We start from the raw sequence: 15,405 nt of genomic DNA, 5'->3' as shown, positions 1-15,405 counted from the left end.
GAGTGGGGAATAAAACCACTTCCCCACTCGTCACCAAGGTTACATATTCTTCCTTAACTTACTTTTTTTCCACCCACAAACATTTTACTCTAACAGTCGTCACAGGCCTAAAGGGATAGCATATAAATAGTGAGTAGTAAGAAAATGTAAGGAAAGGGGAATGGATCATGTATTCTTCTACAAATCAGTCAATGAATGGGGATATGAATCAGTTTTTGTTAGATTTACAGTATGCAATGGACGGTGAATACAGTGCGATACAATGCTACGAGAAAATGGCAGGCCAGGCATCCAATAAAAAAGAAATGGATCAAATATTAGAAATAAGGGATGACGAATTTAGACATTATGAACAATTCTCTCAAATTTACACGTCTCTAACGGGGCAGCAATATTCCCCTGAGTTGAATGAAACCTGTCCGGAAAATTATAGGATTGCGTTACTTAAAGCGTTTGAAAATGAACAGAAAGCAGTAGATTTTTATTTGGATATGTCAGAGAGGGCACCGCAAGGCTATATACGTCGTATTCTCCGAAAAGTTGCTGCGGAGGAGCAGAATCATGCTATTTGGTTTTTATCTTATTTAACAATAAGATAGAGAAAAGTAACAATATGGGTTGGGGAACGGAAATTCAGTGATCCGTTCCTTTTTGCGTGCCAACTTTTATCACTAGCCAAAAAAGAGAGGAGTTGGATGTAAATAGGTTTTAATTTTTCACGTACCGTATTTAATTATATTGACGAAAACTATTACATATATTCGTTTGAATGTGTTGCTAGAGGTGGAGAAGGAATTTTCAATACCAAAAAAACCTACCGTTTCAGGTAAAAGGCAGGAAACGGTAGGTTAACAATTTAAACTATTCGTAATTTTTTTCTAATTCATTAATGAGTGACCCCACATACTCAACGGCAACTCTAATTGTTTCTTTTTTAGACATATCGACTCCAGCATGATTCATAAGCTCTAAAGGTTTCATTGTACCCCCAGCTTTCAGTACTTCTAGCCATCGGTCTACTACCGGTTGACCATCTTCTTGAATACGCTTTGCAACAGCAGTGGATGCAGTAAGTCCAGCTGAATAAGTGTAAGGATAGAGGCCCATGTAGTAGTGAGGTTGTCTCATCCAAGTTAATCCTGCTGCCTCATCAATTTCAACTGCATCTCCCCAGAATCCTGTAAGGACTTCTTTTTTAAGGCCGGTCAGAACAGAGGCAGTAAGTGGCTTCCCTGCTTCGGCAAACTGATAAACACGGCGCTGGAATTCCCCTTCTAGCAAGTGAGTTACAAAATTATGGTAATAAGTGCCTAATAATTGTAAAATAACCCATCGTTTCATGCGTGTATCATTTGTGTTGTTTAACAGGTGATTTGCCAATAGCAACTCATTAATAGTGGATGGAGCTTCGATAAAATACATTGATGGTCTAGTATCCGCTATCCGTTGGTGTTTATTAGCAAGATAAAAATGTCCGGCATGACCCAATTCGTGTGCTAAGATAAATGCACCACGCATCGTATCTTTCCACGTCATTAAAATAAATGGATGTGATCCATAGGGACTTGCACAAAAGGCACCAGTCATTTTTCCAACATTATCTGACCGGTCCACCCAGCGCTCTTTTAATCCTTTACGCATTATTTCCTTATATTCTGGTCCCATAACTGTTAAAGCTTCTAGTATCAATTCAGAAACTTTTTCATAACTTGTCTCTGGCTGAAATTCAGGATCTAAAGGAGCCTTCAAGTCGCAGAATTTAAACTCATCCAAGCCGAGTAATCTCTTTTTCAGTTTTGCAAACCGCTGCATGTGGGGCGCAAGTTCTTTATAAATAATGTTCAATTGATTTTCGTACATTTCCCTCGTTACTTTTTGTGGATGTAAGAGCATCTCCGTAGCGGAGGAATAATTCCGGAGTTTTGCCAATGCCACCTGTTTTTTTACTTCCGTTGCATATACAGTGGCATAGGTATTTTCATATTTTTTCAATGTGCGCACAAATGATTCATAAGCATTTCTTCGCTCAGCTGTATTAGGAGAAAGTTCGTACTGATCCTCAAAAAGCGCAAACGATAAAGGTTTTTCCGTTCCTTTCCCATCAATAAACGAATCGAAAGACATGTCTGAAGATTTGCTTGTAGAGTATATCTTATATGGGGCACTATGTACCTCCCCTAGGGATGCTAACGCTTCTTCGGTTTCTGGTGACAGGGAATGGGCCTTTTTTGCTAATATATCTCTTAGGGGAATCTGATAGGCTTCCAATTCTTTCTCTTCTTTAAAATAGGCTTTTATTTGTTCTTCTGAGAGAGTCAACACTTCTGATTCTATAAAGGAAACGGCAGTATTGATTCGCGTGACAGTAGCACTCATTAAGGCATAATTCGTTTGTGATTCAGGATTCGTTCCATCCTCAGCCATTTTTAAATTTGCATAGGTGGTGACAGGTACTAGTTGTTCTGATAGTTTTTCGTAAGCTTGAAAACACTGTAAGAGATTATTAGCTCCCTCATGGAATGTCCCTTTAAATTTAACTACACTGGATACGGCAGATTCAACGTTTTCCAATGATTGTTTCCATTCTTCTGTTGTAACAAATAGATCTTCAATTTTCCATGTTTCTTCTTCTCGGACTTCATGACGTTTCGTCAAACCTTTTGCCATTTAATCAACTCCTAAAAAATATTTCGGTAACCGAATAATTAATATTATACTATAAAATAGTGGACAGTGAGTATGAATTTGAATATATCCTAATAAAAACGTCATCTCCCAATAGGAAGATGACGTAAGTTAGTGAATCTTATTAGGATTAATAGTATTTATACTAGGAATAAAGCTGCCACGACGCCTGCTACTCCGATTAAAGCAAGGATGTAGACAGGTTTAACCGGCATATCTCCATTGTTTTCCATCGCTCTTCCAAACATAAAGAAAACGAGAGGATGTACTAGGAATGGCATTGAGAATATAAATGGGATGAGTAAAGCAGATTCCGTTCCAAACATCTCTCCCTGAATTGCTGCAAATAATCCGAAATGAGAAATGGCGCTAGACTGTGCCATAGCCGCATAATCCATTTGCATGGCACTTAGACTAAGTAAAGTTAATCCCCCAAATACTGCACAAAGTTGCCATCCAAAGGAGAATTGCATCAGAGCATTGACTTCTTTTCGATCCTCCCCATTTGCTTTCCTTAAATTCTTTAAGGAGAGTGCGGTTAAGACGACTCCGATTGCTACGATAATAAACGATGGGAAAAGCCAAAGTTCACCACGGTCAGCACTAATTGCTAGTATAGAAAAGACGAAGACATGACCAAAAAATGGGATATTAATCATAATTGGTGCACGTTGTGCTGCTGTTTTACCAAAATCACCTGCTGTACAAGCGCCAGTTAATCCAGAGTGGGACAGTGCCCCAGCCATACCTGGAGCAAGGTTTCTGGCATTTGCAGTTCTGGCAAAATACATTAGTAAGGCAATTCCCCCAAACATCCAGAAAAGTTGACCAAAGAATCCGTAGGCAAGTACCGAATTCATTCCTTCAATAGAGAAAGCTTCCCCTATCCTTGATCCTCCTACCATGAAGTTTGCTGCTAGAACAATCGGTATACCTGCAAATAAAAGAGCCCGAATTGTTGGCCCAAATGTCCACTTATAAAAAATTGCTCCTAGAGCTGCAGCAATCATCATTGCAAAGAAAATTTGCGGTAAAGCAATTAAATCCCGGATTGTAGATGCAATTTGAAAAGAAAGAAGGAGGATAACGATGATGAAAAAGATCTCCACTAATCCTTTTCTAATGTACAAATGTTTGTTCTTGATTTTTGCTTTACTGTCTATAAAAATAATGGACCCCACTATACCTATGTAAGCAATCAATGGATAATAGCCGCTTAATAAGGTTGTGGAACTGTTCATTAATATTCTGGCGACCCCTTCAATACCGAGGAGCAGGAAAAAGGAGCGGATGATAAAAATAAATTGAGTATTGTTTGTTCCTAATACGAGTTCATCTTCAGAGGGCACGACCATATCGTCCACTTCCATCTCTTTGTTTCCAAGAATCTTCCTTAGTTCTTGTCCCCCAACAAAGAAGGAAACCGTGAGGGCGATAATCGTAGTATTAGCCATTAAGTTAACAAAGGGGAATTCACTTAAACCAGGTGTTGCTACATCACTTAATACTAGGACATATCCCATAGTTAACCCAAAAATAACAATGATTAGGATGGGAGAATATCTAGTACCTGCAACGACAGTACGGGCGATTAGAACCATCGGTACTAGGAAAAATAACAAAATCCAAAACTGATTAAGCAACTGTAAATGCGTAATTTGTTCAATAATATCCATGCTGTATCTCCTTCATAATAGTTATGGTCACAAATCAATATAGTAACGTATTTAAATAAGAACGTAAATGAGGTTTTTCACAAAGTTATTACAATTTTGCAACAAAGTCCCACTAGTAAAGCAGTGATGTCATATTTTAGTTCATATTTATCTTCACCCAAATACCTTTTATACACTCATTTTATTTAGAAGAGAGTATAAATTTTTGTATTATATGAATCATATAATTATCATTGTTTATCCAAAAAATGATTACACTTTAAACATATTGTTTTCTCAAGTAGGAGCATCGGCGCTGTTCAACGTTCTAAATCTCTCCAAGTTTATGTAATTGTTGGCCAGCTTTTGAATATATCAACATTCTACTTTACATCTCCTAAAATTAAAAAGTATAAATAGGACTTTTTCTGTTGACACACTAACATACCCATCATATACTAAACATATTAATTCCGACCAAAAATATATGAATTGTCAAGTATGGCTTGTTTAGGGGGATTTATATGGAACAAGTAAGAATTGAACATGTGGAAAAGACCTTTCATAATAAGGAAAAAGAAAAGTCGTTTACCGTCTTTGATGATATAAATCTAGAAATAAGGTCTGGAGAATTCCTCTCCCTACTTGGACCATCTGGCTGTGGGAAGTCTACCTTGCTTAATATTGTTGCCGGATTAGATGAAGCTACTAATGGGGAAGTATTTGTGGGGGATAAGAAAGTCTTGCAGCCTGGGTCAGATCGTGGCGTTGTTTTTCAAGAGGCAGCCTTAATGCCATGGCTAACCGTACTGGAAAATGTGTCGTTTGCTTTGCGAAAAAAAATGAAAAAAGAAGAAGCGAAGGAGCATGCAAAGAAATATTTGAAACTTGTTCACTTAAGTAAATTTATAGGATCTTATCCACATGAATTATCTGGAGGGATGAAACAGAGAGTTGCAATAGCACGGGCTTTAGCAATGGACCCTAAGATTTTACTGATGGATGAACCATTTGGTGCGTTGGATGAACAGACAAGAACCATGCTTCACCGTGAAGTTCAATATATATGGGAAGAAACAAAAAAAACAATTCTATTTGTTACTCATAATATCCGGGAGGCTATCCTTTTATCCGATCGAATTGTCTTAATGGGAACGCGTCCAGGTGGAATAAGAAAAGTTTATGACGTGAATCTTCCAAGACCTAGGTCGATTACTTCACCAGAATTTGTTCAATTAGAGGAAGATATTATGTCAATCTTAGGTGGAGAAATCGAAAAAGTGATGAGGGAGGAAATGGGTGATGACTTCAATACTAAGAAGGCTTCTCTTCTTTACGGCACTGATCGTAATCTGGGAGACCATATATAGATTTAATTTAGTTTACGAGTTTAGATCTCCAACGATGTTTCCTTCCCCGTTAGGAGCCATTGAACAACTTTATATTGGCTTTTTTCAAACGGGAATTCTTTTAACAGCCCTTTCCGAGAGTATTTATCGGATTGCACTAGGTTATGGATTAGCTATTCTATTTGGAGGTTCGTTAGGGATCCTTATTGGTGTTTCGAAAATTGCAGATGAAACATTAGGTACTCTTGTGGTGGCATTACAGTCTATACCTAGTATCGTTTGGCTCCCAATTTCTTTAATAATATTTGCAGGTGCGCAAACCCCAGCAATTATATTTATCATCGTACTAGGGGGTACTTGGGCCATGACTTTAAATATGCGAATGGGGATTAAAAATGTACAGCCAATTTTAATCAGGGCTGCAAGAACAATGGGTTATAACCAAAAGGAAATAATATGGAAGGTTATGATACCTGCAGCGATACCTTCCGCACTGACTGGCGCAAGATTAGCATGGGCGTTCGGGTGGCGAGCCCTCATTGCAGCAGAACTTATTGGCCGCGGTGGATTAGGAAGAACATTAATGGATGCAAGGGACTTTTTTAATATGGATATGGTTATTGCCATTATGATTATTATATCTGTAATCGGTCTGATTGTAGAATATTTAATTTTCAGTAGAATCGAAAAGCGAGTTTTATCCCGTTGGGGTTTATCAAAACTTTAAAAAGATAAGAGGAGGAACAACATGAATATTATCCGTAATGTATTCATTGCAATGACAGCAGTTTTACTTTTAGTTGGCTGTGGTGAAGGGGAAGATCAACAAGGATCACAAACATCTACAGAAGGTGACACTGGGGGAGAGAAAACAGGGGATGTCACAATTGGTTACTTTCCGAACTTAGATCACGCAGCAGCAATAGTTGGAAAGGAAAAGGGGTATTTTGAAGAAGAACTGGTTAATTATAATGTGGACTTTACTCATTTTCCAAATGGAAATGATTTTATTGATGCATTAGATGCAGGCAATATCGACTTAGGATATGTAGGACCAGGACCAGCCATAAACTACTTTTTATCAGGTGGAGATGTAGTTGTTATTGGGGCAGCAGCCAATGGTGCTACACTTATTGTATCACGAGAGGATTCGGGAATTCTTACATTAGAAGATTTTGACGGTGGATCCTTCTGTACACCAGGTAATGGTTGTACTCATAACGTACAGTTAGAGATTATGCTAAATGAAATTGGTTTAAAATCAAACCGTCTTGGTGGAACCGTGGAACATCAGTCCCGTGTTAACCCTGCAAGTATGGTAGCCATGTTTGAGCAAGGACAAATTGACGCAGCAGCAGCCCCGGAACCTTGGGGTACCTTATTAGTGGAAGAACATAATGCAAATGTTGTCACTGAGTGGAACGAAGTATTTTTAGGGAAAGAATTAGCCAGTGTTGTTATTGTTACTTCAAGTGATTTCTTAGAAAGCCATCCAGATGCCGTCGAACAGGCATTAAGGGCCCATAAACGTTCTGTTGACTTTGCACATGAAAATACTTCAGATACATTAAATACAGTAAATGATTTAATCTTTAACCTAACCCAATCACGACTACCTGAACATGTTTTGGAAAAAGCTTGGGAGAGAATGGTAGTAACAACAGAAACTCACGGTGAAGCCCTCCAAGCATGGGCAACAGCATCCTATGAATTGCAATTTATGGATGTGGAACCTGACTTAGACGGATTTGTGGATACCTCTATTCTTGACGCCATATTAAGTGAATAATATATGAGAACAAAACCCTTCAGCTGAAAACGTGCTGAGGGGTTTTGTTGTTTAGAAAAACTATTACAAAGATGTATATCCTTATTTAAGTGTAACAGGAAAGAAAAATTATTATAACAGTCTACCCGTAATAGGAGAAAACCAGATATAACAAAGGGAAATAACATAAAGAATTAATGGTATAGTATATTTTAGAACATTTTAGTCACTAAATGTTCAAAATGAAAACGCTATCATCAAAAATGTGAAGGACTTCACAAATATGACATATATTTTCACTGTTTTTCGTTTTATAATCAACTTGTAAGCAACAAGATATTAAGAATAAAAACCATATGGTAAGTTTCAAAAAATAATATTCACCTTGTGAGAGTTATCACAAGAATAAGGAGGTCTTCAAAATGGCTGTAGAAGAAAGAGAAATGAAGAAAGTAAACACAGCTTCAGAAATGGTTGACAAACTGGTGAAGAATGCTAAGGTAGCCTATGATCAATTTTTAAGCTACGACCAAGTGAGCATCGATACCATTGTAAAGGAAATGGCATTAGCTGGATTAGACCAACACATGCCCCTTGCAAAAATGGCGATTGAAGAAACGAAACGTGGAGTATATGAAGATAAAATAATTAAAAATATTTTTGCAACAGAGTACATTTATAACGCCATTAAATATAACAAAACAGTAGGGATCATCTCTGAAAATGAACATGAAGAAATGATTGAAATCGCAGAACCTGTCGGAGTAGTTGCAGGGGTAACGCCAGTAACAAACCCAACATCAACAACAATGTTTAAAATCTTAATCGCTATAAAAACTAGGAACCCTATAATTTTTGCTTTCCATCCTTCTGCGCAAAAATGTAGCTCTACTGCAGCAAGTGTTCTTTATCAGGCTGCACTTAAAGCAGGGGCACCAGAACATTGTATTCAGTGGATTGAATCTCCTTCAATCGAAGCAACACAAGAGTTAATGAATCACAATGGTGTAGCAGTTGTGTTGGCAACTGGAGGAGCTGGAATGGTTAAATCAGCATATTCAACTGGTAAACCAGCATTAGGCGTAGGACCAGGTAACGTTCCTTGCTACATTGAGAAAACAGCAATAGTCAAGCAAGCAGTAAATGATCTTATCCTCTCTAAAACATTTGATAACGGTATGATTTGTGCATCTGAACAAGCAGTAATTATTGATAAAGAAATCTATGATGAAACAAAACAGGAATTAATCAAAAATAACTGCCACTTCTTAACGAAAGAGCAAATTAAAAAAGTAGAAGCTTTAGTTTTCCCAGGTAATGCTTGTGCAGTAAATGCGACGATCGTTGGTAAACCGGCATTTGAGATTGCTAAGTTAGCAGGAGTGGATGTGGATCCTGATACTAAAATCCTTATTGCAGAATTAAAAGGTGTTGGAGAAGCGTATCCGCTATCTCGTGAAAAACTAAGTCCACTACTAGCTTGTTATAAAGTAAATAGCACAGACGAAGGCTTTAAGCGTGCAGAAGAAATGCTTGAGTTTGGTGGTTTAGGTCACTCTGCTGTTATTCATACAAATGATGGAGAAGTAATGAGAAACTTCGGACTTCGTATGAAAGCTGGTAGAATTTTAAATAATTGTCCATCTTCACAAGGAGCAATTGGTGATATTTATAATGGATATCTTCCTTCCTTAACTTTAGGATGTGGATCCCACGGGAAAAATTCCGTTTCTCAAAACGTAGGAACTGTGAATCTAATAAACTTTAAAAAGATAGGAATTAGGAAAAATAATATGCAATGGTTTAAAGTTCCACCGAAAATTTACTTTGAAAAGAACTCAACTCAATATTTAGAAAAAATGCCGAACATCTCCCGTGTACTGGTTGTAACCGATCCAATCATGGTGAAAATGGGATACGTTGACAAAGTTCAATACTACCTAAACAAACGTAAAGAGCCAGTTCAAATTGAAGTATTCTCCGATGTGGAGCCTGATCCGTCTATTGAAACAGTAATGGCCGGTGCGGAATTAATGAGAAGCTTTGAACCTGACGCTATTATCGCACTTGGTGGTGGATCACCGATGGATGCTGCGAAAGGTATGTGGTTGTTCTATGAATACCCAGACATTGAGTTCCATGGCATTAAACAAAAGTTCTTGGATATTCGTAAGCGTGTATTTAAATATCCTAACTTAGGAAAAAAAGCTCAATTTATTGCAATACCAACTACATCTGGAACTGGATCTGAAGTAACATCTTTCTCAGTAATTACAGATAAAGCAAACAATGTTAAATACCCATTAGCAGATTATGAGTTGACTCCAGACGTTGCGATCATCGATCCAACCTATGTAAAATCAGTTCCGAAAAAGGTAACTGCTGATACTGGAATGGACGTTCTGACACATGCTATTGAAGCTTACGTTTCCATTATGGCTAATGACTACACTGATGGTTTGGCAATGAAAGCTATCCAACTTGTGTTTGAATATCTGCCAAAAGCGTATGATAATGGAAATGATGAATTGGCCCGTGAAAAAATGCATAACGCATCAACAATCGCTGGGATGGCTTTCGCCAATGCGTTCTTAGGTATTAATCACAGCTTGGCTCATAAAATGGGTGCAGAGTTCCATATTGCACATGGACACGCGAATACAATCTTGATGCCGCATGTGATTCGTTACAATGCAACACGACCAAAGAAGTTTGCTGCATTCCCTAAATACGGACACTTCGTAGCAGATGAGCGTTATGCTGAAATTGCTAAAATGCTCGGTTTACCTGCGAAAACAACAGAAGAGGGCGTAGAAAGCCTTGCTCAAGCGGTAACTAAACTAGCTAAAAGACTTGATATTACAATGAGTATTGCAGAGTGCGGTGTATCTAAACAAGAATTTGAAGCTAAAGTGGATTATCTAGCAGATCGCGCATTTGAAGATCAATGTACAACTGCTAACCCTAAATTACCACTAGTAACAGAACTAGCAGAAATCTACCGTAACGCATATAAAGGTGTTTAATTAAATAGTATTTGTTAAAAGTGCAAGCATCTCTCCGTTTATTGGAATGGAGGGATGCTTTTTGGATTAGAAAGAAAGTGGAATTCTACGAAAGTGATATCAGGAAAACAATTTTCTATGAAACATAAAACTGGTAAAATCGTATAGAAGACAGAGAGGAGTGGTGGAATTGTTTTCAGATTTAAATAAACGACTTGAAGTGGTTAAGGAGAAACAGAGAAGGCAGCATAAATGGAAGGGTCATCTTCATACGGTGGAATCATATTTACTAGAAGAACAACAGAAAGCTGATATGCTACTAGATCAACTAAAAAAAGAAAAACAAGATGTGGAAAGGTTAGAAAGCTTTTCCCTTACAAACATATTTTATAGTATCACTGGGAAGAAACTTGAAAAGTTGGACGAAGAGAAACAAGAAGTTTTATCCGCAAAATTAAAGTATCAAGAAGCAATGGACACGGTTGAAGATCTCAAAAAGGAAATAACAGAATATCAGAAGTTATTAAAAACGGTGGAAGATGCCGATATAGAGTACGAGGAAATACTTCAGGACAAAGAAGTACTTATTCAAGACACACAATCCTATTGGAGTAGAGAATTATATGATTTAGCGGAACGTGGTGCAGAACTGCGTTCAGCAATAAAAGAATATGACGAAGCCATTCAAGCGGGAGAAGTTGCCTCAAACGGATTAGAAGAAGCCATTAAGTCATTAGAAAGTGCTAGCGGTTGGTCAACGTTTGACATGTTTGGGGGAGGGATGCTTACGACAGCCATTAAGCACAGTCATCTAGATTCAGCGAAAGATGCCATTCATCGTGCTCAAAATAAGTTAAGACAGTTTCAACAGGAACTTCTTGATGTGGAATCCCAGTTGGATGTGAATTTGGAAGTGGGAAACTTTTTAACGTTTGCTGATTACTTTTTTGATGGACTGATCGTGGATTGGATGGTTCATGGAAAGATAAATGACTCGCTAACTCAAGCGTTGGAAATGAAAAACAATGTAACAAGTATTTTATATAGAATAAAGGAAGATGAAAGAGATTTAATAAAAAAACTGAACGAGACAGAATCAAGAAGAATTGAGTTGTTGGAATCTGCCACATAATTGTATAGGTGGCAAGCACAGTTTTGTGAACAACACTCCTACTAACTTTCATATAAAAAAGAAATGCAGTATCCAATATCAAAGGATACTGCATTTTTTATAAATTATTTTACGGTGAATATAATTCTTAACAATTGTATAAATGTTTGATAAAGTTTTTAAAAAAGACCTTAGTGGGAGAGTGACGGCATTGAAAGTTTTACATCACGTTTTTGTTTACGGTACATTACGAAAGGGTGAAGTTAATCATCACTTTCTAACTTCTGCAAACCTGCTATCTGATGAGGCTTGGACAACAGGAACTCTTTATGATACTGGGTTAGGGTATCCTGCTCTCTTAGAAAAGGGGACCGATCACATTTATGGAGAAATTTATGAAGTGGATGATGAAGTACTGGCAAGTCTAGATGTGCTAGAAGGCTATGAAGTAGACGGATCTGAAAATTTATATGAACGTAAAAAAATATTACTTAACAATGATAATGAACATACAGAAGCCTTCACATATTATATATCACCTCAAAATGAAAATATGCTCTTAACAAAAATAGAATCTGGTGATTGGAAACAGCATAATAAATAAGAAGAGAAATATATATACAATTATTAATTTGCCTTAATGACTGTCTTTCATTTAAAGTTGTATGGAGGACAGAATACAATGACACGCGAACAAGTAGTTTTTGCATAGGATAATTATCTAGACGCTCAGAGTAATGGTTTTTGAAGAAAATCAGTCATCATTAAGGAGCGAATTATATGCCATCCATGTATTTTTTTGGAGCAATTCTCACTATTTTCTACTTATTAGTAGCAATGTTCACCAATAGTATTACTGTAAATTGGTGGGTGAAATATCTCTGTCCATTAGGCATTTTGCTAATAGGAATCCTCCTTGTTCCAATAAGTCTAACCGTTACAACCGGAGCAAGCGTATTTTTAGCTGGACTGGGTATTACAATGATAATTACATCTCTTGTGGCGATCCCGATAATTACTCTCTTGTTTGACAAAGTTCATTACAGGAATAAATGGAATCGTATGAAGGTAAATTAGAAGAGGCTGGGACATAGCTAAAGTGTTTAATTGAAAAACCCGAACAATACACAATCATAGCTGTATATTTCCGTAGCAAATGATTGTATCATATCATTCGGATTTCATTTGATTAAACCACTTTTGTCCCAGCCTTTATAAAGAAAAAGTATAAGTTTTTTTATCTCTGTCTAGCTCGAGTGACGAGCGTTTACTTAATTGGCAGCACGCGAGCGATGCTGCCCTTGAGTTAGCTTCAAGTTACCTCTAATATCGGGCATGCCACAGGACGTGGCGTTTTGCCCGATGGACGGATACTCTTTGAAATACTAAAAGAGGAAGACACATAGGTGCTTGCGCTTTTCTTAAAAGGTAAGAAAGTATAAGTTTTTGCACCTTCGGTCAAGTTGTCTAGCTCCACCGCCTACTCGCTACGGGGCACTTCGGAAGTGACAACCGAAGTCAAAGATCGGACTTCTAGTTGTCATTCCTCCACTGCCCTACGCTCGTGTTCATAGGCGCTTTTGCTTTTCTTAAATTGCCGGTTTCCAATATATTTCCCCTGAACAGGAATCGTTTTCCAATTTTATTTGAAATTGATGCTTCTTGTAAAAATGAACAAGGCGGTCAATATGGTCCCAATCCCGTTCTACGAGATCACCAGTGATAAAACTGATATTTTGTTCCAGGGCATGCTCCTTTAAAAATTTCATACATATAGAACCGTATCCACAATTTTCCTGACCACGAATATCGTCAATATGGATCATGAAGTCATCGGTATATTGTGCATGGATGGAAAAATCCCACTTTCCTAGATAGGGTGAATCACAATCATGCAGCATAATTCTGCATATATTTCCATCATCCACCGCATAGACGATAACCCATTTTTCTTCTTTTGTTTGATCAATTCCAAGAACTTGATGTGACTTGGCTATCTCCCTAAGATTCTCCTTCATTCGGTATACTTGAAACTCTAATTCTTCAAATTCTTCAATGATTTCTTCTTTCTTTTTGTCTTCTTTCCGTTCGAAAAAAGACCTTCCGGAAAGCATAGATCTCCCTCCTTATTTAAGGTTAACTCTTGGATTCTTTTTAAAGCTAATGTTTGTGTATTTAAAATTCCCCACACAATTACAGGATTTTACTAGAGAACCGCAATCATTTCAAGTCATTTACTTCCTTTATTAGTATTTAATGAAATTTCCCCAGTTTTGTTACAGTATTCCAAAAAACAAAATTGTTTTTACACCTCAAGTGTTCATAAGTGGGACTATTGAATTATTTCTTGTTTTCTCATGCAAAGTACTTGTGCTTTTAATCAATCTTTGTCATAATTCATAGTAATCTTATATGAATTATGAGGAAGGTGTTTTATGATGAAGGAAATCCCTGTAACTTTAGTGAAAGCGAATCAATTAATGCTCGTTATATTAACTTTGCTTTCCATTTTTCTTCAAAATGTGTGGATAGTTTTAGGGACACTTGTTCTCGTAGCCGCATCATTACTTTTTGGACCAAAAGCCAACCTTGCCATGAGAATTGCAAAGATATTTATAAAGGATTTTTCAAAGGACGAAACGGAAGCAGTTGTATTGCTTCGCTTTAATCAGACGATTGCAGCATCGTTATTGGCAATTGCAACAACCATACTCTTTGTTTCTGGTCATTGGATTGCATGGGTGTTCACAGGAATGGTTTCGATTGCTGCTGCTGTAGCATTATCCGGTTTTTGTGTCGGTTGTTTCATGTATTATCAAATAAAAAGATTGTCTTATAAGATGAGACATAATAATTAATTACTTTTAACTACAGGTCCGGTACTCCGTCAGGAATACCGGACCTTACTTTTTTTAATGAACTCATTCCCTTTCTCTAATAAATGATCAATTAGAGAATTAATTTGTAAAAAGATTGAATACTAATTTAAACTGTTTTTAGGGGGAATTTGATGAGTACATATCCAAAAGTTGCTATTGTTACTGGCGGTGGTTCCGGAATTGGGAGAAGTGCTGCTTTGAAGCTGTCGGAAGAGGGTTATGACATTTGTATAATGGATCTGAAAGAGGGCAGGGCTGAAAAGGTAAAAGATGAAATCACTGGGAATGGTGGCGGTGCAGTGGTTTTAGACATTGATGTGAAAGATGAGAAACGTGTTAAAGAGGGATTTGACTATGTCCGAGATACATTTGGCAGTATTCAAACGGTGTTTGTGAATGCAGGTATCAATGGAACGTTGTCATCCATTGAGGAAATGGAAGTTGCTGAATGGGATCAGACGCTAGAAACGAATTTAAGGAGTACATTTTTGTTCGTAAAACACAGCATTCCCCTTATGAAAAAAGATGGGGGGAGTATTGTTATAACTAGTTCCATTAACGGGAATAGAACTTTTTCCAATATAGGAATGGCTGCATATAGCACATCAAAAGCAGGGCAGACTGCATTCATGAAAATGGCTGCACTGGAGTTGGCAAAGTACAAAATAAGGGTAAATGCTATCTGTCCTGGTGCGATCCAAACGAATATTAGTCAGAACACTACTCCCAAGGGGAATTTAAAGGAAGTAAAAATACCAGTTGATTATCCAGAAGGTTCAGAGCCATTGGAACATGGACCAGGATCTCCAGAACAAGTAGCGGAATTAGTGTCATTTCTCTCGTCTTCCCGTTCAAGTCATATAACCGGAACGGAAATCTACATTGATGGGGCTGAATCATTACTTTAAACACTAATAAAGATAGAAACACCGGCTTGAAGCAGGTCGGTGTTT

The 15,405-nt window shown here is 37.4% G+C and carries 13 protein-coding genes; 10 read left to right on the top strand and 3 right to left on the bottom strand.

Features of this window, described 5'->3' with window-relative positions; translation table 11 throughout:
* Window positions 1-167: 167 nt before the first annotated feature.
* On the top strand, window positions 168-599 hold the full coding sequence (locus KS419_RS17055; protein WP_217067593.1) for a ferritin-like domain-containing protein: 432 nt from the start codon (window positions 168-170) through the stop codon (window positions 597-599).
* Between the two features lie 262 nt (window positions 600-861).
* Here the strand turns inward: KS419_RS17055 and pepF are convergent, their stop codons facing one another.
* Together pepF and KS419_RS17045 are read right to left on the bottom strand one after the other, a co-directional pair.
* Window positions 862-2,667 (bottom strand): oligoendopeptidase F, encoded by a 1,806-nt coding sequence (pepF, locus tag KS419_RS17050; RefSeq protein WP_217067592.1) that lies wholly within the window; start codon window positions 2,665-2,667, stop codon window positions 862-864.
* Window positions 2,668-2,825: 158 nt separating this feature from the next.
* On the bottom strand, window positions 2,826-4,361 hold the full coding sequence (locus KS419_RS17045; protein WP_217067591.1) for a hypothetical protein: 1,536 nt from the start codon (window positions 4,359-4,361) through the stop codon (window positions 2,826-2,828).
* A gap of 503 nt (window positions 4,362-4,864) precedes the next feature.
* On the opposite strand from KS419_RS17045, the gene KS419_RS17040 reads away from it, so the two are divergent.
* From KS419_RS17040 to KS419_RS17010, 7 genes are all read left to right on the top strand, one after another.
* A complete protein-coding gene (locus KS419_RS17040; RefSeq protein ID WP_217067590.1) occupies window positions 4,865-5,710 on the top strand; it encodes an ABC transporter ATP-binding protein in 846 nt (281 codons plus the stop codon).
* On the top strand, window positions 5,643-6,416 hold the full coding sequence (locus KS419_RS17035) for an ABC transporter permease (protein WP_217067589.1): 774 nt from the start codon (window positions 5,643-5,645) through the stop codon (window positions 6,414-6,416). The genes KS419_RS17040 and KS419_RS17035 overlap by 68 nt, the downstream gene beginning before the upstream one ends.
* A gap of 21 nt (window positions 6,417-6,437) precedes the next feature.
* A complete protein-coding gene (locus tag KS419_RS17030) occupies window positions 6,438-7,478 on the top strand; it encodes an aliphatic sulfonate ABC transporter substrate-binding protein (protein WP_246594227.1) in 1,041 nt (346 codons plus the stop codon).
* A 401-nt stretch (window positions 7,479-7,879) separates the two neighbouring features.
* A complete protein-coding gene (gene adhE / locus KS419_RS17025; protein WP_217067588.1) occupies window positions 7,880-10,483 on the top strand; it encodes a bifunctional acetaldehyde-CoA/alcohol dehydrogenase in 2,604 nt (867 codons plus the stop codon).
* A 169-nt stretch (window positions 10,484-10,652) separates the two neighbouring features.
* Window positions 10,653-11,594 carry an AAA family ATPase gene (locus tag KS419_RS17020; protein ID WP_217067587.1) on the top strand — a complete coding sequence of 314 codons (942 nt, stop codon included), beginning with the start codon at window positions 10,653-10,655 and terminating at the stop codon, window positions 11,592-11,594.
* Between the two features lie 190 nt (window positions 11,595-11,784).
* On the top strand, window positions 11,785-12,177 hold the full coding sequence (locus KS419_RS17015; RefSeq protein ID WP_217067586.1) for a gamma-glutamylcyclotransferase family protein: 393 nt from the start codon (window positions 11,785-11,787) through the stop codon (window positions 12,175-12,177).
* A gap of 176 nt (window positions 12,178-12,353) precedes the next feature.
* Window positions 12,354-12,650 carry a hypothetical protein gene (locus KS419_RS17010; RefSeq protein ID WP_217067585.1) on the top strand — a complete coding sequence of 99 codons (297 nt, stop codon included), beginning with the start codon at window positions 12,354-12,356 and terminating at the stop codon, window positions 12,648-12,650.
* Between the two features lie 512 nt (window positions 12,651-13,162).
* Here the strand turns inward: KS419_RS17010 and KS419_RS17005 are convergent.
* A complete protein-coding gene (locus KS419_RS17005) occupies window positions 13,163-13,687 on the bottom strand; it encodes a hypothetical protein (RefSeq protein ID WP_217067584.1) in 525 nt (174 codons plus the stop codon).
* A 321-nt stretch (window positions 13,688-14,008) separates the two neighbouring features.
* Between KS419_RS17005 and KS419_RS17000 the strand changes: the two genes are divergently transcribed.
* A complete protein-coding gene (locus tag KS419_RS17000) occupies window positions 14,009-14,431 on the top strand; it encodes a DUF4395 domain-containing protein (RefSeq protein WP_246594226.1) in 423 nt (140 codons plus the stop codon).
* Between the two features lie 152 nt (window positions 14,432-14,583).
* Window positions 14,584-15,360, top strand: a complete 777-nt coding sequence (locus KS419_RS16995) for an SDR family oxidoreductase (protein WP_217067583.1) — start codon at window positions 14,584-14,586, stop codon at window positions 15,358-15,360.
* The last annotated feature ends 45 nt before the right edge of the window (window positions 15,361-15,405 follow it).

It is taken from the genome of Evansella tamaricis (assembly GCF_019042215.1).
Taxonomy (GTDB): domain Bacteria; phylum Bacillota; class Bacilli; order Bacillales; family Salisediminibacteriaceae; genus Evansella; species Evansella tamaricis.
This window is presented reverse-complemented; position numbering and strand designations above follow the sequence as displayed.

Excerpts from the sequence above, each read along its gene's own strand:
- KS419_RS17055 (WP_217067593.1), top strand. The coding sequence starts at position 168 with ATGTATTCTTCTACAAATCAGTCAATGAATGGGGATATGAATCAGTTT.
- pepF (WP_217067592.1), bottom strand. The coding sequence starts at position 2,667 with ATGGCAAAAGGTTTGACGAAACGTCATGAAGTCCGAGAAGAAGAAACA.
- KS419_RS17045 (WP_217067591.1), bottom strand. The coding sequence starts at position 4,361 with ATGGATATTATTGAACAAATTACGCATTTACAGTTGCTTAATCAGTTT.
- KS419_RS17040 (WP_217067590.1), top strand. The coding sequence starts at position 4,865 with ATGGAACAAGTAAGAATTGAACATGTGGAAAAGACCTTTCATAATAAG.
- KS419_RS17035 (WP_217067589.1), top strand. The coding sequence starts at position 5,643 with ATGACTTCAATACTAAGAAGGCTTCTCTTCTTTACGGCACTGATCGTA.
- KS419_RS17030 (WP_246594227.1), top strand. The coding sequence starts at position 6,438 with ATGAATATTATCCGTAATGTATTCATTGCAATGACAGCAGTTTTACTT.
- adhE (WP_217067588.1), top strand. The coding sequence starts at position 7,880 with ATGGCTGTAGAAGAAAGAGAAATGAAGAAAGTAAACACAGCTTCAGAA.
- KS419_RS17010 (WP_217067585.1), top strand. The coding sequence starts at position 12,354 with ATGCCATCCATGTATTTTTTTGGAGCAATTCTCACTATTTTCTACTTA.
- KS419_RS17005 (WP_217067584.1), bottom strand. The coding sequence starts at position 13,687 with ATGCTTTCCGGAAGGTCTTTTTTCGAACGGAAAGAAGACAAAAAGAAA.
- KS419_RS17000 (WP_246594226.1), top strand. The coding sequence starts at position 14,009 with ATGATGAAGGAAATCCCTGTAACTTTAGTGAAAGCGAATCAATTAATG.
- KS419_RS16995 (WP_217067583.1), top strand. The coding sequence starts at position 14,584 with ATGAGTACATATCCAAAAGTTGCTATTGTTACTGGCGGTGGTTCCGGA.